Below are 23,406 nucleotides of genomic sequence, written 5' to 3' on the forward strand. Positions count from 1 at the left end.
CAATGCGCAAAGAGTCAAGCGCCCAGCTCCGTCCAATGGGACGCATATCCTGCGCGCTGCCCATCCAATTTGCATAGGTTGCAAAAATCGCCTCAGCGCGCAATTCGGCATGGGTGTCGATGATCTCTTGGCTATACTGCTCATTACCCAGCAAATGCTCCCACGCCGAAGCCAGCGCCTCCAATGCGCTTGAAGGGATGCGGTCGCCCACTTCGTTGAGCGCCTGCAGCAGTGGCTCTCCCTTCGGTCGTGCGTCAGATGCACTTGCAAAAGCTTCGCGCCACCACTCCATTTTGATTTGCGCGATCATCGGATCGCGCGCATTGCGCAATATGTCAGCAAATCGGTTGTCGATGTGCAGCATCAGCGCAAATGCTGACCGAAGATCGTACGGAGCATAGGCAACTGCCAACCGCGTAGGCGGAGATAGTTCCAAAGCAGTATCCACCGTCATCTGCGCACCTGCGACAATCTGGTCACCGCGGGATTAGACTCCAAGCGTTCTGCGAACACCAGCGACAATCTTATCCGCGTTTACCAACGTCGCCTTCTCCAGGTTTGCCGCATAAGGCATTGGAACATCTTCGTTCGTGATACGCAAAACTGGTGCGTCTAGATCGTCGAAACCCTCTTCCATGCATATCGCCACAATTTCGCTGCCGACCGAACAAGTTGGCCAACCTTCCTCGGCGACAACCAAGCGATTGGTTTTTGCAAGACTTTCCAAAACCGTCGCCTTGTCGAGAGGACGAATGGTGCGCAGATCGATGACCTCAGCGCTAATTCCGTCTTCGGCCAATCTGTTCGCGGCGTCCAGTGATAGCCCAACGCCGATGGAGTAGCTGACAATGGTTACGTCGGTTCCTTCGCGCATGACCCGCGCTTTACCGATGGGCAAGACATGATCGTCGCCAGTGGGAACTTCGAAGCTGCGGCCATAAAGTAATTCATTTTCTAGGAATACGACCGGGTCCTCACAACGGATGGCCGCCTTCAACAATCCCTTGGCATCGGCGGCGTCATATGGCGCAATCACAATGAGCCCGGGGACACTAGCATACCAAGGTGCATAATTCTGGCTGTGCTGCGCACCCACGCGCGCAGCGGCGCCGTTTGGACCACGGAACACGATAGGGCAACGCATTTGGCCGCCCGACATATAGTTCGTCTTGGCTGCTGAGTTGATGATGTGATCAATCGCCTGCATGGCAAAGTTAAAGGTCATGAATTCAATAATGGGCCGTAAGCCGCCCATTGCGGCCCCGGTACCAACGCCAGCAAAGCCATATTCCGTGATAGGCGTATCGATAACCCGGCGCGCGCCGAATTCTTCGAGCAGGCCTTGCGTCACCTTATAGGCCCCTTGATACTCAGCGACTTCCTCACCCATGACAAACACGCGGTCGTCGCGGCGCATTTCCTCCGCCATGGCATCGCGCAAGGCTTCGCGTAAGGTGACGGATTGCATATTGCCGCTCGCGATAGCGACTGGCTGAGATTTGGCAGGCGTGGCGTCCCCCTTCCCTTTTGTATCGAGCTTATTCGACACAATTGGGGCTGGCGCATTATTTGCCGGTGTCTCGACAGGGCTCGATGCGACTGGTTTTGGGGAAGCCGCAGGCGCAGTTTCTTCTCCCTCACCCGTAATCAACGCAATCACCGTGCCAACTTTGACCCCATCGGTCCCTTCGGGAACGGTAATCGACGAAATCACGCCTTCGTCCACAGCTTCAAATTCCATAGTCGCCTTATCGGTCTCGATCTCTGCAAGAATATCGCCAGATTTGACGCTATCGCCCTCTTTGACCAGCCATTTGGCCAAGGTGCCTTCTTCCATCGTTGGCGAAAGCGCGGGCATCTTAAGTTCGATTGCCATCAATATTGCTCCACCAGCACGTCAGTATATAGTTCAGCAAGATCGGGCTCTGGCGAGGTTTCAGCAAAATCCGCGGACTCGTTCACAATCGTCCGAATCTCTTTTTCAATGACCTTCAGCACGTCTGCACCCACACCCATTTCCGCGAGATAGGCTTTGCAACCTTCAATCGGGTCGCTGTTGTCGCGAACAGACTGGACCTCATCACGGCTGCGGTACTTAGCAGGGTCGGACATGGAATGGCCCCGATAACGGTAGGTTTTCATTTCCAACAATACAGGTCCCTTACCACTGCGTACCCAATCCAACGCAACCTCGGCAGCGCCGCGAACGGCTAGGACATCCATGCCGTCGACTTGAATGCCGGGAATGCGGAAACTCTCACCGCGGCGATAAAGCTGATCTTCGGACGAAGCGCGGTTGACACTGGTGCCCATGGCATATTGGTTATTTTCGATCACGAAGATGATGGGCAGCTTCCAAAGCTCCGCCATGTTGAAGCTTTCATAGACCTGCCCCTGATTGGATGCGCCGTCGCCAAAATAGGCAAGGCACACGCCGCCATCATTCGCATATTTATGCCCAAAGGCAAGGCCCGCGCCGAGCGATACCTGCGCGCCGACAATCCCGTGTCCGCCGTAAAATTTATGTTCGGTCGAGAACATGTGCATCGACCCGCCCTTGCCCTTTGATATGCCGGCAGCGCGGCCAGTCAGTTCGGCCATAATGACATTTGGGTCGATGCCATAAGCCAGCATATGGCCATGGTCCCGATAGCCGGTGATGACGCTGTCTTTGCCCGGTGTCAGCGCGGATTGCAGGCCAATCGCGACCGCTTCTTGCCCGATATACAAATGGCAAAAACCACCGATCAGCCCTAGGCCATAAAGCTGCCCCGCCTTTTCCTCAAAGCGCCGGATCAACAACATGTCGCGGTAGAACTTCAAAAGCTCTTCCTTAGTCGCTTTATACGGAACCGGCTCGGTCGGTCGCTCCCTGTTGGCGCGCGCCGCATCTTCGCTGACGCTTGCCTTCTTGGAAGCAGATTTTTTCGCTGGAGTGGTTGCCAAAATTATTTCCTTTAATGGAATTTTTATTTGCGCGTGCACCGGCGCCTAGCCAAAATTGGCAAAGGTGAAAAGCGCTTTTCCGCAACGGAAATCACTGCGTAGTGATTCATTGGGTGGCTAACGCCTTACTTTAACGGAACGACAACTTCGTCAGGGGCAACGACGTTCAATTCTTTGCGCATCAGTTCGCCCGCAAGGTCCGGGTCGACATTGTCTCGGTCCAGCAGGAGTTGCCGGTTACGCAAAGCGTCCCGTTCCTTTTGCAACTTTGCCAGCTCAACTTTACGCTCACTCAACGCCGCGCGATAGTCGGTCCATGCAATAATTCCCGTCGGACCCAGCAATGCGTAAGACGCGATCCCGAGCAAAGCGAAAAGCCCTAAAGCAGGCCCAACCACTGACTTCATATATTGCGGTTTTTTATTGCTTCGAACCATTTTCAGATAGAATCATAGTTTATACGATTTGGCAAGGATATCACGGTCAGCGGAAAATACCCCGTCCGGCATAAATCGCAGAAGCGCCAAGCTCTTCTTCTATTCGGATAAGCTGGTTATACTTGGCCAGCCGGTCCGAACGGGCAAGGCTTCCGGTTTTGATCTGGCCGCAATTGGTTGCCACAGCAAGGTCGGCAATCGTCGCGTCTTCGGTCTCGCCCGAACGGTGCGACATTACGGCTGTGTAGGACGCACGGTGCGCCATAGAAACGGCGGCCAGCGTCTCTGTCAAAGTACCGATCTGATTGACCTTAACCAGCAAGGAGTTTGCAAGTCCTTTGCCGATACCCATCGACAGGCGCTCTGGGTTCGTAACGAACAAATCATCACCCACCAATTGCACCTCAGAACCAATTTTGTCCGTGATAGCCTTCCAACCCTCAAAGTCATCTTCGCTCATGCCGTCTTCAATCGACAGGATCGGATAATCCTTGCAAAGCGCGGCAAGATAATCGGCCATTTGGTGCGGCGTCAGGGAAAGTCCTTCGCCTGATATTTCATATTTACCGTTGCGGAAGAATTCGGTTGCCGCGCAATCCAGCGCCAAGACGACATCTTCCCCTGCTTTAAATCCTGCCTTTTCAACCGACGTCATGATGAAATCCAACGCATCACGGGTTGACGCCAAATTGGGGGCAAAGCCACCTTCGTCGCCTACCGAGGTTGCCAGACCCTTCTCATGCAGACCCTTCTTCAACGTGTGGAATATTTCTGAACCCCAGCGGACAGCTTCCGCAATTGAGCCAGCGCCGACGGGCATGACCATGAATTCCTGAAAATCAATCGGATTGTCTGCATGCTCCCCGCCATTGATAATATTCATCATCGGCACTGGCAGGACATGGGCATTTACGCCGCCAACATAGCGATACAGCGGAAGCCCGCGTGCATCCGCCGCAGCTTTTGCTACCGCAAGGCTGACGCCCAGAATGGCATTCGCGCCTAGGTTCGATTTATTGTCCGTGCCATCAAGGTCAATCATGACCGCATCAATATTTTCCTGCTCTTCCGCGTCCAGTTCAACCAAGGCTTCAAAAATTGGTCCGTTGACGACGTCAACCGCTTGGAGCACGCCCTTGCCCATATATTTGGACATGTCGCCATCACGCTTTTCAACGGCTTCATACGCGCCTGTGGATGCACCAGATGGCACGGCGGCGCGACCAAAGCTGCCATCCTCTAGCACGACATCGACTTCAACCGTCGGATTGCCCCGACTGTCGAGAATCTGGCGAGCGTGAATATCAAGGATAGCTGTCATAACTAGGGTCCATTCGTGCGTGTGAGGCGTTATGTCAGCGCGTCTATCCTTGTGATCGGGATTTGGCAACGACGCACCGACATATCGATTTTAAAACTAAATTTGCGGTGCTATAGTTGACTAAGGCACGCGCAATACAAATATTCACGGATAGCAAGACAATTTCTTTCGCCCCAGTTGTTCAAAAGGATACATTGTTATGGCCGAAACCGAAAAGCCCGCAGCAGCCCAGAAAGCAACCACTAAGCCAGCAGCAGCCAAGCCTGCCGCTAAGGCAGTAGGCAAGGCAAAGACCGCTGCACCAAAGGCTGTGGCAAAGGCGCAACCAACCAAAGGCAAGACCGAAAACGTCAAGGAAAAGGTCAAGACCGACATGAATGATTTTAAGGCCCAAGCCACCGATACCGTCCGCGCGGCGGCAACCAAAGGCAAGGATCGCGCCACCGAAGCGGTTGGCAGCATTAGCAAGCTAATCCGCGACAGCGCTGGTACCATCGACGATAATGTTGGCAAACAATATGGCGACTATGCCCGTAGCGCAGCCGACATGGTTGAAGGTTTTGCCGGCAAAATGGACGCTAAGGATGTGGATGCATTGGCAGAAGATGCTCGACAATTCGTTCGCAAAAGCCCCGCCGTCGCTATTGGCGCCGCTGCTGCAATAGGCTTTGTTTTGGCGCGTCTTGTGCGTTCTGGTGGCAAAGACGCTTGAGTAGCAACACAGGCAGCATTGCAAAATGTCGCTAATGACCGATAAGCGGGTATGATAAAGATCGAAGAACCTCAGCATGAAGCGTCGGAACACTTAGAGCCTCCGATTGAGCCAAGCGCGAGCGAACAGCTAGCGTTGGTGATGGAGGATCTGCGGGCGATGGTGAAGGCAGAAATGCGCTATCATCGGTCGCGGTTAGATTACACACGCCATGTATTCCTCTGGTCATTCCGTTATGGTGCAGTCGCGGCATGCGCATTTGGTGGAGCTTCCATTGCGCTGGTGCTTGGCCTGGTCCTCTCACTTTCGCCAATAATTGGCCCATTGGCGGCAACCTTGCTCGTCACCATAAGCTTTGTGATCATCGGTATCTTTTTCGCGGCATTGGCCCGAAAATGGATGCGGAAAGTTTACTTTCCGGAAATGCAGAAAAATGTCGACGATCTTACCTGAAGAACCTGTTGTCACTGACCGTGATAGCGTGATTTTGTCGAACGCTGAGCGGCGGTATTTGCGGCGCAAGTTTCAAGGGAGCTTGGCCGTCACGCGTGATATCCTTAATCCACGCAATCAACTCAGGCGGTTCGTTGAACGACAAACCACCCAAGCCAAGCAGATCGCAGACGAGACAGTTCAAATTGCAAAGTACAACGCGCCCATAATTGGTGTTATAGGGGCAAGTGCCTTGTTAATTGTGATGCGCGGCCCAATTACGCGTTGGATTTCGACGCGGCGACAGAGTAAAATCAAAACGCCCTCCAGCAAATGATATAGGAACAATATATGAGCAAGATTGGCGACAGCATCAAATCCGCAGCTGATAGCGCGAAAGCGAAAACCACACGTTCGACCGCTGCGGCGCGTCAGAAGGCTGCGGCCGCATTGGAGAAAAGCAAAGATGCTGCCGCCACAGGCTTAGAGCAATCGAAGGAAATGGCCCGCAAAGCAAAAGCAAAGACGAGCGACGGTATTGATAAAAACCCGCTTGCCATCGTGCTAGGCGGTATTGCCATTGGCGCGATCGTCGGCGCGCTTTTGCCGCGGACCGAACGCGAGACCAAAGTGCTGGGCAAGGCGGGCAAGAAATTGAACAAAAAAGCGCGTAAAATAGCCGACGCTGCGAAAGTCGCTGGCATGAGCCAAGTCGATACGCTTGGGTTAAATGGCGAAGCAATGCGTGCGCAATTTAGGGAGCTTGTTAACAAGGCCGCTCTCGCTGTAAAGGCCGCGGGTCAGGCCGCTACAGATGCGGCTAAGGAAAAAAGTTAAGGATAGTCGTTTGAACGATACGAAATTACATCTCGTTTTTGGTGGCCGCGTAGACAACCCGCAAACGTTAAAATTTACCGACCTCGAAAATTTGGACATTGTCGGCATGTTTCCCGATTATGCCAGTGCTGAGGAAGCATGGCGCGGGGCGGCCCAGCGCACAGTCGATGATGCCGAAATGAAATATGTTGTGGTGCATTTGCACAAGCTTTTGCAACCCGAAAGCTGATAACGGCTCGCCGCGCTGATTAGGCGCGCCGATACCGCCATAACAACAATGGCCGCGCCAACAATAATCCGGCGACAAACCCGCCCATGTGCGACCATATTGCGATAGCGATTCCCAAGCTAGGCCCCACAAAACCAAGCGCAAGATTTAACCCCGCCCAGGCGATAGTTAAATGAAATAGCCGGGCATATTCAGCCGAGATCGGTCCCCAAGACTTCGGTTTTTTGTTTGGAAAGAGCAGCACATAAGCACCTATAACGCCCGAGATTGCGCCGCTTGCACCAATGGCTGGCGCCATCATGTCCACAGACATGGGCCAAGCCATGAATGACGCGAGCCACTCCATAGCTGCGGCAATATAAGCCGACCCGATGTAAAGCGCGAGATAGAGCCCACTGCCCAATACGCGCTCCACCATCTTACCGATAAGTAAAAGCATCAGCATGTTCATCACGACATGCGCGACACCGCCATGCAGAAAAGCAGCAGATAGGGGCGTCAAAAACGCTGGTACCAAGACCCCGACATCAGAAAATGCCGCACTACCGCTGCTTAAGCGGATCGGGAACAGCCCGCCCGATATCACCGAATATTGCCACCAAGACGGAACTAGCAATATTGCCGCGATCACCAGATTGATGACCACCAATGCATTGGTAACAGGGCCACGCGGAAACTGCATATTAGTCCGTCTGACGCCTCTCACCAAAGCGCATAATCAAATAAACTCGATTTTCGATACAAGATAATATTTGTCGCCGGACGGCACAGTCAATTCAACTTCGTCTTCGACAACACGCCCAATCAGCGCGCGGCCCAATGGCGAGTTGTACGAAATGCGGCCCGCTTTTGCATCGGCCTCAGTCTCGCCAACAAGCTGATAGCGCACGGGCTTATCATTTTCGTCCAACAAGTTAACGGTCGCACCAAATACAATTTTATCGCCCGAAAGGGTTGAAGGGTCTATAATCTGCGCACGACCAATCTTGTCCTCGATTTCCGAAATCGCGGCTTCAACCTGGCCCTGACGTTCCTTCGCGGCGTGATATTCGGCATTTTCCGACAGATCGCCATGCGCGCGCGCTTCCTCAATTGCTTCCACAATCAACGGACGTTCGTCACGAAGGCGCTTCAAGTCGGTCGTCAGCTTTTCATAGCCTTCGGCCAACATCGGATATTTCTCAAAACTCGCCATCAGGCAAAAACCCTTCGTCACAAAAATATCCCGACCGGACGGGTGCTAACCACCCATCCGATATGCAGTTCAGTAGTCGGGGAAAGATACTGCGCGTTTTAATAATAGTCTTGAAGTGGCCGAACTTCAAGTTGCCGTTGTTGGAGCGCGGCAATCGCCTGCGCAACCGCCAAACTTCCCGCAGCCGTCGTATATTGAGAAACCTTGCCCGCAAGCGCGGAACGGCGGATTTCTTCGCTGTCTTTCAGGCTTTGCCAACCTTCGGTCGTGTTGAAGATAAGCTGGATTTCGCCATCTTTGATCTTGTCGACAATGTGCGGGCGGCCTTGGGCAACCTTGTTCACGCGCTCAACCTCTATGCCCTGCGCCAACAAATAATCGGCAGTGCCACCGGTCGCACATACGGTAAAACCACATGCGATAGCTTGCCGGACCGCAGGAACAATAACGGCCTTATCGGTATCTTTGACCGATACGAACAGCTTCCCGCTCATCGGCGGTGGCATACGCGCGCCTATTTGGGATTTGGCAAAGGCCGTCGCGAAATCACGATCAATGCCCATGACTTCGCCGGTTGACTTCATTTCGGGCGACAGCACAGGATCAACACCGGGGAAGCGGTCAAACGGGAACACCGCCTCTTTCACCGCAATATAATCAATATCGAGATTGATCGGCGGCAAATCCTTCAATTTCTCACCCGCCATAACGCGCGCGGCGATCTTCGCGATGGGCGCGCCAATGGCCTTGGCCACAAAAGGCACGGTGCGGCTGGCACGCGGGTTGACCTCAATCAGGTAAACTTCCCCGTCTTTCACCGCAAATTGGATGTTCATTAAGCCGCGAACATGCAGGTTTACTGCAAGCAATTCCGTCTGACGGCGGATTTCAGAAATAATGTCTGCAGGCAGGCTATATGGCGGGATAGTGCACGCAGAGTCGCCGCTATGCACGCCTGCTTCTTCGATATGTTGCAGGATGCCAGCAACCACCACATCGTCGCCATCGCATAAGGCATCGACGTCAACCTCAATCGCATCGCGCAAATAGCTGTCGATCAAAACTGGCGAATCGCCCGATACTATTACCGCTGTCTGGATGTAATTTTCCAACTGCGCCTGGGTATCGACGATTTCCATCGCGCGGCCGCCAAGCACATAAGACGGGCGCATCAGCACAGGGTAGCCAATATTTTCGGCGACCTTGATCGCCTCTTCGCGGCTGCGCGCGATGCCGTTTTCGGGCTGCTTGAGCTTAAGCTGGTTAATCAGCGCGGCAAAGCGCTCGCGGTCTTCGGCCAAATCGATAGCATCGGGTGACGTTCCCAAAATAGGAATACCCGCCGCCTCGAGGGCCTTTGCCAAGTTCAGCGGCGTTTGCCCGCCGAACTGAACGATAACACCTTTTAGCGTGCCATTTTGTTGCTCGACATGCAGGATTTCCAGCACGTCCTCAGCGGTCAGCGGTTCGAAATACAAACGATCGGATGTGTCATAGTCCGTCGACACCGTTTCTGGGTTGCAGTTGACCATAATCGTTTCATAGCCCGCATCAGCGAGCGCAAAGCAGGCGTGGACGCAGCAATAATCAAACTCGATTCCCTGCCCGATGCGGTTTGGTCCGCCGCCCAAGATGACGATTTTCTCGAGATCCGTAGGCGCGCTCTCACACTCCGGCGTACCAAAACTTGGTGCCTCATAAGTGGAATACATATAGGGCGTCTTTGCCTCAAATTCCGCAGCACAGGTGTCGATACGCTTGAACACCGGACGGACGCCCAACTTGTGACGCAGCGCACGCACTTCATCTTCAGTCACAGCACCTGCCATCGCGCGGGCAGCCTGCATCGCAATGCCCGAACCGCGGCGGACTGCCGTTTCCATTCCGGGCCGCAAATGGACCGACTCCACCGCCAGATAAGCGAGCCTTTTATCGGAGAAGCCCATGGCCTTCAAACGGCGCAGCGCCTCTGCATTATTGGGCAGACCATTTGTTTTAACATCATTCTCGGCGGCAATGATTTCTTGTAGCCGTTCGAGGAACCATGGGTCGAACTTCGCGATGGCATGGATTTCGGCTACGGTCATGCCCTCACGCAGGGCTTGTGCTGCAACCAGCAGGCGATCGGGAGTCGCGCGGCTGAGTTCGGCGGACAATTCGTCCTTAGATGCCCCCTTGAGCGCATCGATGTAATTAAAACCAGACAACCCAGTCTCAAGCCCACGCAGCGCCTTTTGCATGCTTTCGTGGATATTGCGGCCAATCGCCATAACCTCGCCAACCGATTTCATGGCAGTATGCAACAATGGCTCGGCGCCTTTAAACTTTTCAAAGGCAAAGCGCGGGATTTTGGTGACGACATAGTCAATCGTCGGTTCAAACGACGCAGGCGTTGCGCCGGTAATGTCGTTGGTGATTTCGTCGAGCGTAAAGCCAACCGCCAGTTTCGCGGCAACCTTGGCGATGGGGAAGCCCGTCGCCTTTGACGCCAGCGCCGAAGAACGCGACACGCGCGGGTTCATTTCGATGACGATCAGGCGACCATCAGCGGGATTGACTGCGAACTGTACGTTGGAACCACCTGTTTCTACGCCAATTTCACGCAAGCACGCGATGCTCGCATTGCGCATAATCTGATATTCTTTGTCAGTCAGCGTCAGCGCAGGCGCAACGGTTATGGAATCGCCGGTATGCACGCCCATCGGGTCTACATTTTCGATGGAGCAAATGATGATAGCATTGTCGGCGCGGTCGCGCACGACTTCCATCTCAAACTCTTTCCAACCGAGCAAAGATTCCTCAATCAACACTTCGGTGGTTGGCGATGCATCCAGCCCACCCGTGACGATCTTGATGAACTCGTCGCGATTATAAGCAATCCCGCCGCCGGTGCCGCCCATGGTAAAGCTTGGACGAATGATCGATGGCAGGCCCGTGCGTTCCAGCACATCCAACGCCTCCTCCAACGAATGCGCAATACCTGAACGCGCGGATTCCAGGCCGATTTTGGTCATCGCGTCGCGGAACTTGATCCGGTCCTCAGCCTTATCAATCGCCTCGGCATCCGCGCCGATCATCTCGACACCATATTTCGCCAGCGTACCATCGTTGAACAAGGCCAAAGCGACGTTCAGCGCCGTCTGCCCACCCATGGTCGGCAACACCGCGTCAGGGCGCTCTTTTTCGATGATCTTGGCAACAATTTCGGGCGTGATCGGCTCGACATAAGTCGCGTCAGCCATATCCGGATCGGTCATGATCGTCGCCGGATTCGAATTGACGAGGATGATGCGATAACCCTCTTCGCGCAGCGCCTTACACGCCTGCGTCCCCGAATAATCAAACTCGCACGCCTGCCCAATGATGATGGGGCCAGCGCCGATGATGAGGATGGATTTGATGTCAGTACGTTTGGGCATTATGCTACTCGCCGCTTGAGAATATAAGCCGCAGAGGGCGCGCTGCTGGTTTCATGCACGGGACCAATTTTGATTAATTCCCAACCCAAAACACCATAATGATTTAGCATTTGTTCTGTGGACATGTTTTCCAGCTCTGGGCGATCCCATTGACCACTACTACTCCAAATGCTGCCTACATATTTCACAACGATATATTCCCATTTCATAGGGACATACGGAGTGCTCATCCCATCATCCCCGCGAATTTCTCGAACAAATAATGGCTGTCCTGTGGGCCGGGTGAGGCTTCGGGGTGGTATTGCACCGAAAATGCGGGCTGGTCGGCGAGTTCGAAGCCGCAATTGCTGCCGTCGAAGAGGCTGATATGCGTCGCCTCCGCGTTGGCGGGTAAGGTTGCGGCGTCCACTGCAAAGCCGTGGTTCATGCTGGTGATTTCGACTGTGCAGTCGCTCAGGCGCTTGACCGGATGGTTCGCGCCGCGATGCCCCTGATGCATTTTCTCTGTCTTCGCGCCGACCGCGAGGCCAAGCATCTGGTGGCCAAGGCAGATGCCGAACAAGGGCTTTTTGGTTTCAAGCCATTGCTTGATCACCGGCACGGCATATACGCCCGTTGCGGCGGGGTCGCCGGGGCCGTTCGACAAGAAGAGGCCATCGGGCGCGTGGGCCATGATGTCTTCAAAGCTTGCGGTGGCCGGCACAATGGTCACGTCACAGCCCACATCGACAAGGTTGCGCAGGATGTTGTGTTTGATGCCATAATCAACGGCGACGACCTTTTTACTGCCCTTGGCTGGGACGGCATAGCCCGAACCCCGCGTCCAAAGCCCTTGATCCCAACCATAAGTTTGCAGCGTTGTCACATCCTTGGCGAGGTCCATGCCCTCCAATCCAGCCCACGCCTTTGCCCGCGCTAACAATGTAGGCAGATCGAAATCGCCGGTTGCCGAATGTGCAATCACGGCGTTTGGCGCGCCGGCTACACGGATCAGCCGGGTCAGCGCGCGGGTATCAATGCCGGAGATACCGATGCGGCCATTGGCCTTCATCCATGAGTCAAAATGCTGCGTGCTGCGGAAATTGGATGGGTCGGTTACATCTTGCCGCACAATCGCCCCCAAAGCATGCGGGTTCAGTGCCTCGACATCTTCGGGGTTCGTGCCGACATTGCCGATATGCGGGAAGGTGAAGTTGATGATTTGCCCAGCGTAGGACGGATCAGTCATCACTTCCTGATAACCGGTCATTGCGGTGTTGAAGCAGACTTCACCAACCGCTTGGCCCTCTGCGCCAAAGCCCCTGCCCCAGACCACTTCCCCGGACGCTAAAACCAATACCCCCGTCGCTCCAGAAGGCGCGCGCGAAGATTTGGGGTCGGCCATGATGGGGTCGCTCCTGTTAAACGGAATACAGCAATGTCGCTAAGGCATTGCGCCTAGAGATGGTGACCCAAAGCGTCAATGCGGAAATCAAGAAAGCTGTGGAATGTTTACGCTATTCTCTTTCTAACGTCACCCTGAACTTGGTTCAGGGTCTATTTATTCTCTCAATCCCTGCTCATGGGGCGTGATAGACCATTGAACCAAGTTCAGGGTGACGGTTTGACGCGGATTGGCTATCACCGCGGATTACCTTAGTTTGGAAAGAACATCATGATTCGTGACACCATCAAAGCCGCCCAGATTACCGCTATGAAGGCAGGCGAAAAAGACCGTCTGGCCGCCGTGCGCCTAATTCTCGCCAAGATTAAAGACCGCGACATCGAACTGCGTACCGCATCCCAGCAACCCGATGATGACGCGATGGTCGTTGAGGTCATGCAGAAAATGATCAAGCAACGCCGCGAGTCGATCGCGTTATATGAACAAGGTGGCCGTGCGGAACTTGCTGCGGTTGAAGCGGCTGAATTGACAATCATCGAAGATTTCCTGCCCACACAGTTGAGCGACGCGGAAACCAGCGCGGCGATTGAGGGCATTAAGGCTGAACTGGCCGCAGAGAGCCTGAAGGATATGGGCCGCGTCATGGCCATTCTGAAAGAACGTCATGGCCCACAACTCGACATGAGCAAGGCCAGTGGCCTTGTGAAGGCAGCGTTGGGTTAAAATTGGCCCCTCCCGCAGGCGGGAGGGGTTGGGGGTGGGCATCCAGCAGCAATGGAAAGACCGTTCGAACCAAGAAACACAAGACGCGCGCGTGATCTGCGACAGCAAGCAACACCAGCTGAAACCAAGTTGTGGCAAAGCTTGTCAAAAAACCAATTGGATGGATTTAAGTTTAGCCGCCAAATACCCATCGGCCCTTATTTCGCAGACTTTGTGTGTCGGTCTGCAAAGCTCGTGGTCGAAATTGATGGCCCTTCCCATGACGTGCAGGTTGAGTATGATTGCGTCCGTACCGAGTGGATTGAAGCGCAAGGGTATCGGCTGATCCGATTTACGAATGGGGATGTGATGCAGAATTTGGAAGGGGTGCTTGTGATGATCGGTGAGGTTTTGACCGATATGTCGCTGCCCACCCCTAACCCCTCCCGCCTGCGGGAGGGGAACAGGTGAAGATAAGTCCCGCACAAGTTATATCGTCATTCTACTCCACTCCCGCAGGCGGGAGGAGCCGGGGGTGGGCTTCGAGGATGAAGGCCCAATGACCCTTACCCCGCAATGGCTGGATGAATTACGCGCGCGGATCACGCTTTCCGCGTTGATCGGACGCACCGTTAAGGTCACAAAGGCAGGCCGCGAGTTTAAGGCATGCTGCCCGTTCCATAACGAAAAATCACCCAGCTTCACGATCAACGATGAAAAGGGCTTTTACCATTGTTTTGGCTGTTCCGCGCATGGTGATGCCATTCGCTGGATGACCGACCAGCGCGGCCTGTCTTTCATGGATGCGATTAAGGAACTGGCGGCAGAGGCCGGGATGGAGGTCCCTGCCGCTGATCCTAAGGCAGCGCAGCGCGCGGAGAAGGCAAACAGCCTATATGACGTCATGACGGCGGCGCAGGACTGGTTTGTCACGCAATTGCTTGGCGTTGAGGGCTCCGCCGCGCGGGGTTATCTCAAACAACGCGGGTTTACCGAGCAAACGATCCGCGACTTTGGCTTCGGCCTCGCGCCCGACAATCGCACGGGCCTAAAAACCGCACTTAAGCAATTTGGTGAACCGAACTTGATTGAGGCAGGGCTGCTAATATCCGTCGACGGGAAAGCGCCCTATGACCGGTTTCGCGGTCGGCTGATGATCCCGATCCGTGATCCGCGTGGCCGCGTGATTGCCTTTGGCGGGCGTATATTGGGCGAAGGCGAACCCAAATATCTCAACTCACCCGACACGCCCTTATTCGACAAGGGCCGTGTGTTGTACAATCTGGAAAAATGCTCCCCTGCTTCGCGCCAGACAGGCCGCGTGATTGTGGTCGAAGGTTATATGGACGTCATTGCCCTCGCGCAGGCGGGCTTTGCTGATGCGGTGGCGCCTCTAGGAACCGCGCTGACTGAACAGCAGATCCAAATGCTTTGGCGAATGACGGAGAAGCCGTTGTTATGCTTTGATGGCGATTCTGCAGGTCAAAAGGCCGCCATCCGCGCGGCTTTACGCGCCCTTCCATTGTTGAAACCCGGCCATAGTCTTCAGTTTGTGACCTTGCCCGAAGGACAAGACCCTGACGATCTTGTGAAGGCATCGGGTGCCGCCGCACTCACGCAGCTTCTAGAAGCCTCTCAGCCGCTCGTAGAGAGGTTATGGAGGGCAGAGATGTCTGCAGGGCCACTCGACACACCTGAGGATCGTGCAGGGCTTAAACAACGACTAGGGGCGCATATGGCAAATATCGCGGATGGAGAAATTCGCCGCCATTATGCCGATGCCTTTCGTGAGCGGTTCGACAATCTATTCGCGCAGCGACGCAGCGCGCCGTTTACGCCATCGGCACCTTTTGTGCGCGGGCAAAAGCGCGATTGGCGTAAGCCGCCCATTTTACCGCCGGGCGCGGAAACCAAAAGCTTCAACGCCAAGGGTTCGGACTTTTTGATCCAAGGTATACTTGCCGCTTTATTGCGCCACCCCGCCCTTATTGCCCAACATCATGAAGCGCTAAGCCACTTCGTTCCGTCCGACCCGAATCATGCGGCTTTGCTTACCGTGATGCTCAACCAATCTTTTAACAAAGAAACGCTTGATACCGAGGGGCTAATTACCATATTGGGCGAGAAGTTGTATAATGTCGCGTCGACACTGCTCCACAGCAATGGTAAGGTTTTTCCCTTTAACCGCGGAGAGTTCGGTTCGGGAGGCGACGGATTTTCTAACGCTTCAAAAAATTTGGGTGAAGCAATCAGGCTTATGAAGCAGCGCCCGGCGCTGGAAGAAGCTCTGGAACGCGCCACGCGGTTGGCGGGTTTGGAGATGACTGAAGAGACTTTTGCCGAACAGCAAAGGTTGCGACACGAAAAAAAGGCATTTGACGATCGTATCATCGAATTTTTTCGGCGTGATGCGGATAGTTTATAAGTTTATCGGGGAATTATTTTGGCAAGTCGCGCAAATGAAAACGAAGAAGATATCGGCGAAAACGGTGATGCACCGCTGATCGACCTGAATGACGCGACCGTAAAAAAACTGCTCGCCAAGGCCAAGCGCCGGGGTTTTCTGACTTATGACGAACTGAATGCGGCCCTGCCGCAGGATCAGATGTCGTCCGAACAAATTGAAGACGTCATGTCGGCGATCAACGATATGGGCGTGCAAATCGTCGAGAATGACGAAGCTGGCGACGATAATGAGGACGAGGCCGAGGAAGAAGTCGAAACCATCGACAATATTTCCGAAAATGATCCCCGCTCGCTAACCAACACTATCAAGAAAACGGGCACTGGCGAACGGACCGATGACCCCGTCCGCATGTATTTGCGTGAAATGGGCGCGGTGGAATTGCTCTCTCGCGAAGGCGAAATCGCTATTGCCAAGCGAATCGAGTCTGGTCGCGACACCATGATTTTGGGCCTTTGTGAAAGCCCGATCACTTTCCACGCGATAATCGACTGGTCCAATGCGCTCAATGACGGCGAAATGCAGCTGCGCGAAATTCTTGACCTCGACGCGATGCTCTCGAAAGAGCCTGCCCCTGAATCGCTGACGGAAGATGGTGAAGAAGAAGGCGACGGCGAAATCAGCGAGAAGACCGCTGGTCCTTCCTATAAAGAGGAAGATGAAGTCGAAGACGAACCCGAAGCGGCAAGCGACGATGATGAGGATATGACAGAGCGGCGCTCGCGTCCTGTCGAGGAAGAGGAAGAAGATAACACCCTCAGCCTGGCGCAAATGGAAGAAGCGTTGAAGCCAGCGGCGCTTGAGCGCTTCGCCAAAATCACGTCACTGTTCAAGAAATTCTCAAACATTCAGCTTGAGCGCATGCGCGCACTGAACGCCGGGGAAGATTTTTCCACTGCTTCGGAAAACAGATATCACAAATTGCGTGAAGAATTGACCGCAGAGGTTGAAAGCGTTCAGTTCCATGCGAACAAGATCGAATATCTGGTCGATCAATTATACTCATTCAACCGCCGTTTGACTGCTCTTGGTGGACAGATGCTGCGCTTGGCCGAACGGCACAAGGTTCCCCGCAAGGCGTTCCTTGACAGCTATATGGGTCGTGAGCTGGATGAGAACTGGCTCGCCGAAGTGTCCAACATCGACAAGAAATGGACGGCCTTCGCAACGACCGAAGCCGAGAGCGTCGAGCGCATTCGCAGCGAGATAGCTGACATCGCAGCCAATACCGGCATGTCACTTGGCGAATTCCGCCGTATCGTGAACATGGTGCAAAAGGGCGAGCGCGAAGCACGCATCGCGAAAAAGGAAATGGTTGAGGCGAATTTACGCCTCGTTATTTCCATTGCGAAGAAATACACCAATCGTGGTTTGCAGTTCCTTGATCTTATTCAGGAAGGCAATATCGGCCTGATGAAGGCGGTCGACAAGTTTGAATATCGCCGTGGCTACAAGTTCAGCACATATGCAACATGGTGGATCCGTCAGGCGATTACGCGGTCGATTGCCGATCAGGCGCGGACCATCCGCATCCCCGTGCATATGATCGAAACGATCAACAAATTGGTGCGCACTAGCCGCCAGTTCCTGCACGAACAAGGGCGCGAGCCCACACCGGAAGAAATGGCCGAACGCCTTTCCATGCCGCTTGAAAAAGTGCGCAAGGTGATGAAAATTGCGAAGGAACCGATCAGCCTTGAAACCCCAATTGGCGACGAAGAAGACAGCCATTTGGGCGACTTCATTGAGGACAAAAACGCGGTCATTCCTGTGGATGCCGCAATTCAGGCCAATTTGAAGGAAACGGTAACGCGTGTTCTTGCGTCGCTTACGCCACGTGAAGAACGCGTATTACGTATGCGGTTTGGCATTGGGATGAACACCGACCACACGCTTGAAGAAGTTGGGCAGCAATTCAGTGTGACGCGTGAGCGTATTCGCCAGATCGAAGCCAAGGCGTTACGCAAGCTCAAGCATCCAAGTCGCAGCCGCAAAATGCGCAGCTTCCTCGACCAATAACATCGCATCACATTTTGGGAAAAGGGCCCCTTCCGAAATTCAGGATGGGGCCCTTTTTTATGTCTAGGGCTGACGCACGCGCCGTTGCTCCGCAGCGCGCTGTCTTGCGTAATATAATGTTGCATATCCCGATTGGTCCACTTAACGAATTAATTGTTCGATTAACTAAAAGGGTTTGTTCATGCGCTTTGAAGGCACCGATAATTATGTCGCCACTGATGACCTGAAGGTCGCGGTTAACGCCGCCACTAAGTTGCGTCGGCCTTTGCTGGTCAAGGGTGAGCCAGGCACCGGTAAGACCGTCCTTGCGCAAGAAATAGCCACCGCGCTTGGTGCGCCGCTCATCGAATGGAATATCAAGTCCACGACCAAGGCGCATCAAGGCCTATATGAATATGATGCCGTTGCCCGCCTGCGCGACAGTCAATTGGGCGATGAGCGCGTGCATGACATCAAAAACTACATCAAAAAAGGCAAGCTGTGGGAAGCTTTCACTGCCCCCCAATTGCCCGTGTTGTTGATCGACGAAATTGACAAGGCCGACATCGAATTTCCGAACGATTTGTTACAAGAACTCGATCGGATGGAATTCTTCGTTTACGAAACGCAAGAGACGATCAAAGCAGTCGAGCGCCCCATCGTCATCATCACTTCAAACAATGAGAAAGAACTGCCGGACGCGTTTCTGCGCCGTTGTTTCTTCCATTATATTAAATTCCCAGATCGTACGACGATGCAGGCAATTATCGATGTCCACTTTCCCGGCATTCAAAAAATGCTGGTTTCAAAGGCCATGGATATTTTCTACGAAGTGCGCGACGTTCCGGGGCTCAAGAAAAAGCCAAGCACGAGCGAATTACTCGATTGGCTGAAGCTGTTGCTGCATGAAGATATGCCATTGGACGTGCTTCAATCGCGTGACCCAACCAAGGCTATCCCTCCATTGCACGGCGCGCTGCTGAAAAATGAGCAGGACATCATGTTGTTCGAACGCCTCGCCTTCATGGCGCGTCGCCCGACCAGCTAGAATTCGTCCGCTCGCTTTTTACCTCCAGAACCGCTCATTCGCCAAAAGCTTAATCGGTCACTTTATACAGGAACCAGCCGATGTTTTTCTCATTCATGGAAGAGTTGCGGTCTGCGGGCATCTCGGCATCGCTGAAGGAGCATCTGGCTTTACTTGCCGCTTTGGACGCTGATGTCATTGATCAAAGCCCTGAAGAATTTTACTATCTGGCGCGTGCGACACTTGTGAAAGACGAAGCGTTGCTTGACCGCTTTGACCAAGTGTTTGGCAAGGTATTCAAGGGCATCTTCACTGAATATGGACAAAATCCCGTCGATGTTCCGGCGGATTGGTTGAAAGCCATTGCCGAAAAATATCTATCGCCCGAGGAAATGGCGAAGATCGAAAAAATGGGCAGCTGGGACGAATTGATGGAGACGTTGAAAAAGCGTCTCGAAGAGCAGGAAAAGCGCCATCAAGGCGGCAATAAATGGGTCGGTACTGGCGGCACTTCGCCTTATGGTAATTCGGGCTATCACCCCGAAGGCGTCCGGATTGGGGGCGAGTCGAAGCATAAGCGCGCCGTCAAAGTGTGGGACAAGCGCGAGTTTCAGAATCTCGACAACACCAAAGAATTGGGTACACGGAATATAAAAATCGCAATGCGCCGATTGCGCCGGTTCGCCCGCGACGGTGCGGTGGAAGAGCTGGATATTGACGCCACGATCAACGGCACGGCGCGCCAAGGCTGGCTGGACATCAAAATGCGCCCTGAACGGCGTAATGCCATTAAGGTGCTGTTGATGTTGGACGTTGGCGGATCGATGGATCCATTCATCAAGCTTTGTGAAGAGTTATTCAGTGCTGCCACAAGCGAATTCAAAAATTTGGAATTTTTCTATTTTCACAACTGCCCATATGAAGGCGTGTGGAAAGACAATAAGCGCCGGTTTAGCGAGCGCACGCAGATGTGGGATCTGCTGCACAAATTCCCACACGATTATAAGGTTGTGATGGTTGGCGATGCTTCCATGAGCCCTTATGAGATCACCCATCCCGGCGGTTCGGTTGAACATTTCAACGAAGAATCAGGCGCGGTGTGGATGAACCGTATCACCAGCACCTATCCGGCAACGGTTTGGCTGAACCCCGTGCCCGAAAAGCAATGGGGATATTCGCAGTCGACCAAGATCATCAAGGAACTGGTCAACGACCGCATGTATCCGTTGACGTTAGAAGGTCTGGATGACGCTATGCGCGAATTAAGCCGCAAGCACGGACATTAATATAGCAAATGTTTGCGCCGTTCTTCGGCCCAAGCCTGCTCATCGATGGACGTCATTGCATCAAATTCCTCTGGCGTGCTGTCGGCGGCGTCAACCCATTCGCGCAACGCTGGTCCGCCGTTGATAACGTCAATGGCGAGCTTGCCTAATTCATATTCATAGGGAAAATCACGCCACAGATCATAATCCGGGTACAGCCGCCGGATCGCCTTGAACGCCAATATCTGCAACCGCCATGGCTGGAACGCCTGATGGTCATAGCTGGGGCCTTCGGCATGGATATGCACGCCATGGCAAAGCTGATGCACATGTTTATGGAATGTTGGTTCAAACCAGATTTCACGCAAGCTGCAGCCCTTCAACCATGCAGGCGCGAAGTTTTGCATTTCGGCGATGATCTTGCGTGCGTCGATATCAGGCGCACCGAATATCTCGAGCGGGCGCGTCGTGCCCCTGCCCTCCGACAAAGTTGTGCCTTCAAGCAAAACGGTGCCCGCATACGCGCGCGCCATGTTGATGTTTGCCGCATTGGGGCTTGGGTTTATCCAAAGCCGGTCCGTCGGCCAACCGAAGCCAGGCGCAGCGTCAGGGGCATAGCCCTCCATCGCGATCACGTGATAATCGACCTGAATTTTATAATGATCGATGAACCATTTCCCCATCTCGCCCAGCGTCAGGCCATGCCGCATAGGCATAGGACCTGCACCTACAAAGCTTTCCCATCCAGAACGCAGCGTGAGCCCTTCCACAGGGCGTCCGGCGGGGTTTGATCGGTCCAATACCCAAACTGCCTTTCCATGCTCCGCAGCAGCCTCCAATATGTACAGCAACGTCGTGATAAACGTGTAAATGCGGCAACCCAGATCCTGCAGATCGATGAGGATGACATCGAAAGTCTCCATAGACGCTGCGGTCGGGCGGCGGACTTCGCCATATAGGCTGAACACGGGGATATCATGCGCTGGATCCATGAAATCCGGCGATTCCATCATATTGTCCTGCTTGTCACCGCGCAGGCCGTGTTGGGGGCCAAACGCTGCGGTGACATTGACGTCGCCTAAAGCCGCGAGTGCGTCCAGCGAATGGGTAAGGTCCGCTGTTACGGAAGCGGGGTGCGCCAATAAAGCAACGCGCCTACCCCTAAGGGGGGCGCGAAGTTCAGGCTCTGCCAAAAGGCGATCAATTCCAAATTTCATGTCGCGCGTCGTGCCTCCAGTTGCACGGCAAAGCAATCCTTATGATGAAAATCTGGCTTGCCCGGAGGGTGTGCCGCTGCCCAATAGGAAAGATCTCCGTTTTTCTGCGCGATGACCGCACTGATGCCTGCCTGCAGGCTGCGCGCCCGCCAAGCATTGGGCAACTGAAGCGTTACGAACAGCATGAGAATGTCGGTATCTTGCTCGACTCTAATGTTTGGAGCGTTTGTTTCCAACTCAGCCATATCCGAACGATAGCCCGCAAACTCATACGCTGCCCATTGCAGCGACGGCGCAAAATTATACTCTAAATAGCTTTCATCTTCAAAATTACCTATAAATAATTCAAAACATGTACTTTTCCATAGTCCGTCAATGCGAAACGGTGTTAATCGGGCCGGAATTTCTAGAGTGCCTGTTTCGGCAGACACGCGATAGGTCACCGTAACTTCGCCGCTGGTCCCACGCGCAATCGTAGCACCGATGCGCTCAATACAGCCGGCTAACGACTGCGCGTGGCAGATCAACGCCACTTCAGTCATTGAAATATTGGCCATTGTCGAAACTCCATGCTAGACGCGGACGCGTTATGACCGCTTATAAATCCGATCTCCTCCGCCTGCTCGATGCACGTGGCTATATTCACCAGACGACCGATGCCACTGCGCTTGACGCATTGGCATCCAAAGAGATTGTTCCTGGCTATATCGGCTTCGACGCGACCGCGCCATCGCTTCATGTCGGCAATCTTGTCTCGATCATGCTCCTGCGCCGCTTGCAGCAAGCGGGCCATAAGCCGGTAGTGGTCATGGGCGGCGGAACGACGCGGATTGGCGACCCAACGGGCAAGGACGAAGTCCGCAAAATGCTGACGGACGAGACGATCGAAGCGAACATCCATTCGATCCGAACGGCGTTCGAAAAATTCCTGACATTTGGCGACGGCCCGACCGACGCGGTGATGGTCAACAATCATGACTGGCTTGGACAGTTGGGATATATCGAATTGCTGCAGCAGGTTGGCACGCATTTCACCATCAATCGCATGCTGACATTCGATTCGGTGAAGCTGCGCCTTGAGCGTGAGCAGCCGATGACCTTCCTCGAATTCAACTATATGATCCTGCAAGGCTATGACTTCCGTCATTTGAGCAAGACTATGGGCGTTCGCTTGCAAATGGGTGGCTCCGACCAATGGGGCAACATCATTAACGGCATGGAGCTTGCCCGCCGGATGGACGGCGCTGACGTGTTTGGCCTAACGACCCCGCTGATTACCAAAGCCGACGGTTCAAAGATGGGCAAATCGGTCTCTGGCGCGATTTGGCTGAACCGTGAACAATTGCCGGATTATGATTATTGGCAATTCTGGCGGAATACGGACGATCGTGACGTGGGTCGTTTTCTGCGCTTGTTCACCGATATCCCGCTAGACGAAATTGAACGGCTTGAAGCACTCGGCGGTTCGGACATCAACGCGGCCAAGATCGCCTTGGCCAATGCCGCGACCGAATTGTGCCGTGGCGCGGACGCCGCAACCCTTGCATCAGAAACTGCACGTAAGACGTTTGAAGAAGGCACAAGCGGCGGTGATCTACCTAGCTTTGACGCTTCGGGCGACATTTCACTCGTTGACGCATTGGTTGGCCTGAACTTTGTTGCTTCAAAGAAAGAAGCACGCAGGATGATCCAAGGCGGCGGCGCACGCGTGGATGGCGACGCCATGACAGACGAAGACGCAGTTATTTCGGTTCAAGCAACCCCTGTCAAAATCTCAGCAGGAAAGAAAAAGCACGGTTTAATTAACTTCATATAAGCCGC

The 23,406-nt window shown here is 53.9% G+C and carries 23 protein-coding genes; 11 read left to right on the plus strand and 12 right to left on the minus strand.

Going from position 1 to position 23,406, the window contains the following annotated elements; translation table 11 throughout:
• The 5 genes from Q0O07_RS08865 to eno all read right to left on the minus strand — a co-directional run.
• Positions 1 to 454 (minus strand): squalene/phytoene synthase family protein (locus tag Q0O07_RS08865; RefSeq protein WP_295492637.1); only part of this gene is annotated, 454 nt, incomplete at its 3' end.
• Between the two features lie 33 nt (positions 455 to 487).
• Positions 488 to 1,876 carry a pyruvate dehydrogenase complex E1 component subunit beta gene (locus Q0O07_RS08870; RefSeq protein WP_295492639.1) on the minus strand — a complete coding sequence of 463 codons (1,389 nt, stop codon included), beginning with the start codon at positions 1,874 to 1,876 and terminating at the stop codon, positions 488 to 490.
• On the minus strand, positions 1,876 to 2,952 hold the full coding sequence (gene pdhA, locus Q0O07_RS08875) for a pyruvate dehydrogenase (acetyl-transferring) E1 component subunit alpha (RefSeq protein ID WP_295492736.1): 1,077 nt from the start codon (positions 2,950 to 2,952) through the stop codon (positions 1,876 to 1,878). The genes Q0O07_RS08870 and pdhA overlap by 1 nt, the downstream gene beginning before the upstream one ends.
• Positions 2,953 to 3,071: 119 nt before the next feature.
• On the minus strand, positions 3,072 to 3,353 hold the full coding sequence (locus Q0O07_RS08880) for a septum formation initiator family protein (RefSeq protein WP_295492641.1): 282 nt from the start codon (positions 3,351 to 3,353) through the stop codon (positions 3,072 to 3,074).
• 76 nt (positions 3,354 to 3,429) lie between these two features.
• Entirely contained in the window at positions 3,430 to 4,704 is a 1,275-nt protein-coding gene (gene eno, locus Q0O07_RS08885) for a phosphopyruvate hydratase (RefSeq protein ID WP_295492642.1), read from the minus strand.
• Positions 4,705 to 4,903: 199 nt separating this feature from the next.
• On the opposite strand from eno, the gene Q0O07_RS08890 reads away from it, so the two are divergent.
• The 4 genes from Q0O07_RS08890 (at position 4,904) to Q0O07_RS08905 (ending at position 6,914) form a co-directional block, all read left to right on the plus strand.
• Complete coding sequence (locus Q0O07_RS08890; protein WP_295492645.1) at positions 4,904 to 5,416, plus strand: hypothetical protein; 513 nt, start codon at positions 4,904 to 4,906, stop codon at positions 5,414 to 5,416.
• A 51-nt stretch (positions 5,417 to 5,467) separates the two neighbouring features.
• On the plus strand, positions 5,468 to 5,869 hold the full coding sequence (locus tag Q0O07_RS08895) for a hypothetical protein (protein ID WP_295492647.1): 402 nt from the start codon (positions 5,468 to 5,470) through the stop codon (positions 5,867 to 5,869).
• Between the two features lie 330 nt (positions 5,870 to 6,199).
• Positions 6,200 to 6,685: a hypothetical protein gene (locus Q0O07_RS08900; protein WP_295492648.1), complete on the plus strand. Its 486-nt coding sequence runs from the start codon at positions 6,200 to 6,202 to the stop codon at positions 6,683 to 6,685.
• A 10-nt stretch (positions 6,686 to 6,695) separates the two neighbouring features.
• Positions 6,696 to 6,914: a DUF4170 domain-containing protein gene (locus Q0O07_RS08905; protein WP_295492650.1), complete on the plus strand. Its 219-nt coding sequence runs from the start codon at positions 6,696 to 6,698 to the stop codon at positions 6,912 to 6,914.
• Between the two features lie 19 nt (positions 6,915 to 6,933).
• Here the strand turns inward: Q0O07_RS08905 and Q0O07_RS08910 are convergent, their stop codons facing one another.
• From Q0O07_RS08910 to carA, 5 genes are all read right to left on the minus strand, one after another.
• Positions 6,934 to 7,596, minus strand: a complete 663-nt coding sequence (locus Q0O07_RS08910) for a rhomboid family intramembrane serine protease (protein ID WP_295492652.1) — start codon at positions 7,594 to 7,596, stop codon at positions 6,934 to 6,936.
• Positions 7,597 to 7,632: 36 nt separating this feature from the next.
• Complete coding sequence (gene greA, locus Q0O07_RS08915; RefSeq protein ID WP_295492654.1) at positions 7,633 to 8,109, minus strand: transcription elongation factor GreA; 477 nt, start codon at positions 8,107 to 8,109, stop codon at positions 7,633 to 7,635.
• A 98-nt stretch (positions 8,110 to 8,207) separates the two neighbouring features.
• Positions 8,208 to 11,528: a carbamoyl-phosphate synthase large subunit gene (carB, locus tag Q0O07_RS08920; protein WP_295492656.1), complete on the minus strand. Its 3,321-nt coding sequence runs from the start codon at positions 11,526 to 11,528 to the stop codon at positions 8,208 to 8,210.
• Positions 11,528 to 11,758, minus strand: coding sequence for a DUF4177 domain-containing protein (locus Q0O07_RS08925; protein ID WP_295492658.1), 231 nt, complete (start codon positions 11,756 to 11,758; stop codon positions 11,528 to 11,530). The genes carB and Q0O07_RS08925 overlap by 1 nt, the downstream gene beginning before the upstream one ends.
• The gene (gene carA, locus Q0O07_RS08930; protein WP_295492660.1) at positions 11,755 to 12,912 is read right to left on the minus strand and encodes a glutamine-hydrolyzing carbamoyl-phosphate synthase small subunit; all 1,158 of its coding nucleotides are present in this window, start codon (positions 12,910 to 12,912) and stop codon (positions 11,755 to 11,757) included. The genes Q0O07_RS08925 and carA overlap by 4 nt, the downstream gene beginning before the upstream one ends.
• A gap of 270 nt (positions 12,913 to 13,182) precedes the next feature.
• Between carA and Q0O07_RS08935 the strand changes: the two genes are divergently transcribed.
• The 6 genes from Q0O07_RS08935 to Q0O07_RS08960 all read left to right on the plus strand — a co-directional run bounded on the left by Q0O07_RS08935 (position 13,183) and on the right by Q0O07_RS08960 (position 20,389).
• Entirely contained in the window at positions 13,183 to 13,635 is a 453-nt protein-coding gene (locus Q0O07_RS08935; protein WP_295492662.1) for a GatB/YqeY domain-containing protein, read from the plus strand.
• 51 nt (positions 13,636 to 13,686) lie between these two features.
• Complete coding sequence (locus Q0O07_RS08940) at positions 13,687 to 14,085, plus strand: endonuclease domain-containing protein (RefSeq protein ID WP_295492664.1); 399 nt, start codon at positions 13,687 to 13,689, stop codon at positions 14,083 to 14,085.
• Positions 14,086 to 14,173: 88 nt separating this feature from the next.
• Complete coding sequence (dnaG, locus tag Q0O07_RS08945; RefSeq protein ID WP_295492666.1) at positions 14,174 to 16,039, plus strand: DNA primase; 1,866 nt, start codon at positions 14,174 to 14,176, stop codon at positions 16,037 to 16,039.
• Between the two features lie 18 nt (positions 16,040 to 16,057).
• On the plus strand, positions 16,058 to 18,097 hold the full coding sequence (gene rpoD / locus Q0O07_RS08950; protein ID WP_295492668.1) for an RNA polymerase sigma factor RpoD: 2,040 nt from the start codon (positions 16,058 to 16,060) through the stop codon (positions 18,095 to 18,097).
• A gap of 181 nt (positions 18,098 to 18,278) precedes the next feature.
• Positions 18,279 to 19,124 carry a MoxR family ATPase gene (locus Q0O07_RS08955; protein WP_295492670.1) on the plus strand — a complete coding sequence of 282 codons (846 nt, stop codon included), beginning with the start codon at positions 18,279 to 18,281 and terminating at the stop codon, positions 19,122 to 19,124.
• Between the two features lie 80 nt (positions 19,125 to 19,204).
• A complete protein-coding gene (locus tag Q0O07_RS08960; RefSeq protein WP_295492672.1) occupies positions 19,205 to 20,389 on the plus strand; it encodes a VWA domain-containing protein in 1,185 nt (394 codons plus the stop codon).
• Here Q0O07_RS08960 and Q0O07_RS08965 read toward each other — a convergent pair.
• Both Q0O07_RS08965 and Q0O07_RS08970 read right to left on the minus strand, forming a co-directional pair.
• On the minus strand, positions 20,386 to 21,585 hold the full coding sequence (locus Q0O07_RS08965; RefSeq protein WP_295492674.1) for a DUF1343 domain-containing protein: 1,200 nt from the start codon (positions 21,583 to 21,585) through the stop codon (positions 20,386 to 20,388). The genes Q0O07_RS08960 and Q0O07_RS08965 overlap by 4 nt on opposite strands.
• A complete protein-coding gene (locus Q0O07_RS08970; protein ID WP_295492677.1) occupies positions 21,582 to 22,142 on the minus strand; it encodes a DOMON-like domain-containing protein in 561 nt (186 codons plus the stop codon). The genes Q0O07_RS08965 and Q0O07_RS08970 overlap by 4 nt, the downstream gene beginning before the upstream one ends.
• Positions 22,143 to 22,174: 32 nt before the next feature.
• On the opposite strand from Q0O07_RS08970, the gene tyrS reads away from it, so the two are divergent.
• Positions 22,175 to 23,401: a tyrosine--tRNA ligase gene (gene tyrS / locus Q0O07_RS08975; RefSeq protein ID WP_295492679.1), complete on the plus strand. Its 1,227-nt coding sequence runs from the start codon at positions 22,175 to 22,177 to the stop codon at positions 23,399 to 23,401.
• The last annotated feature ends 5 nt before the right edge of the window (positions 23,402 to 23,406 follow it).

Source organism: Sphingorhabdus sp. EL138 (genome assembly GCF_945890115.1).
GTDB lineage: Bacteria > Pseudomonadota > Alphaproteobacteria > Sphingomonadales > Sphingomonadaceae > Sphingorhabdus_B.

Excerpts from the sequence above, each read along its gene's own strand:
- Q0O07_RS08870 (WP_295492639.1), bottom strand. The coding sequence starts at position 1,876 with ATGGCAATCGAACTTAAGATGCCCGCGCTTTCGCCAACGATGGAAGAA.
- Q0O07_RS08880 (WP_295492641.1), bottom strand. The coding sequence starts at position 3,353 with ATGAAGTCAGTGGTTGGGCCTGCTTTAGGGCTTTTCGCTTTGCTCGGG.
- eno (WP_295492642.1), bottom strand. The coding sequence starts at position 4,704 with ATGACAGCTATCCTTGATATTCACGCTCGCCAGATTCTCGACAGTCGG.
- Q0O07_RS08890 (WP_295492645.1), top strand. The coding sequence starts at position 4,904 with ATGGCCGAAACCGAAAAGCCCGCAGCAGCCCAGAAAGCAACCACTAAG.
- Q0O07_RS08895 (WP_295492647.1), top strand. The coding sequence starts at position 5,468 with ATGATAAAGATCGAAGAACCTCAGCATGAAGCGTCGGAACACTTAGAG.
- Q0O07_RS08900 (WP_295492648.1), top strand. The coding sequence starts at position 6,200 with ATGAGCAAGATTGGCGACAGCATCAAATCCGCAGCTGATAGCGCGAAA.
- Q0O07_RS08910 (WP_295492652.1), bottom strand. The coding sequence starts at position 7,596 with ATGCAGTTTCCGCGTGGCCCTGTTACCAATGCATTGGTGGTCATCAAT.
- greA (WP_295492654.1), bottom strand. The coding sequence starts at position 8,109 with ATGGCGAGTTTTGAGAAATATCCGATGTTGGCCGAAGGCTATGAAAAG.
- carB (WP_295492656.1), bottom strand. The coding sequence starts at position 11,528 with ATGCCCAAACGTACTGACATCAAATCCATCCTCATCATCGGCGCTGGC.
- Q0O07_RS08925 (WP_295492658.1), bottom strand. The coding sequence starts at position 11,758 with ATGAGCACTCCGTATGTCCCTATGAAATGGGAATATATCGTTGTGAAA.
- carA (WP_295492660.1), bottom strand. The coding sequence starts at position 12,912 with ATGGCCGACCCCAAATCTTCGCGCGCGCCTTCTGGAGCGACGGGGGTA.
- Q0O07_RS08935 (WP_295492662.1), top strand. The coding sequence starts at position 13,183 with ATGATTCGTGACACCATCAAAGCCGCCCAGATTACCGCTATGAAGGCA.
- Q0O07_RS08940 (WP_295492664.1), top strand. The coding sequence starts at position 13,687 with ATGGAAAGACCGTTCGAACCAAGAAACACAAGACGCGCGCGTGATCTG.
- dnaG (WP_295492666.1), top strand. The coding sequence starts at position 14,174 with ATGACCCTTACCCCGCAATGGCTGGATGAATTACGCGCGCGGATCACG.
- Q0O07_RS08955 (WP_295492670.1), top strand. The coding sequence starts at position 18,279 with ATGCGCTTTGAAGGCACCGATAATTATGTCGCCACTGATGACCTGAAG.
- Q0O07_RS08960 (WP_295492672.1), top strand. The coding sequence starts at position 19,205 with ATGTTTTTCTCATTCATGGAAGAGTTGCGGTCTGCGGGCATCTCGGCA.
- Q0O07_RS08965 (WP_295492674.1), bottom strand. The coding sequence starts at position 21,585 with ATGAAATTTGGAATTGATCGCCTTTTGGCAGAGCCTGAACTTCGCGCC.
- Q0O07_RS08970 (WP_295492677.1), bottom strand. The coding sequence starts at position 22,142 with ATGGCCAATATTTCAATGACTGAAGTGGCGTTGATCTGCCACGCGCAG.
- tyrS (WP_295492679.1), top strand. The coding sequence starts at position 22,175 with ATGACCGCTTATAAATCCGATCTCCTCCGCCTGCTCGATGCACGTGGC.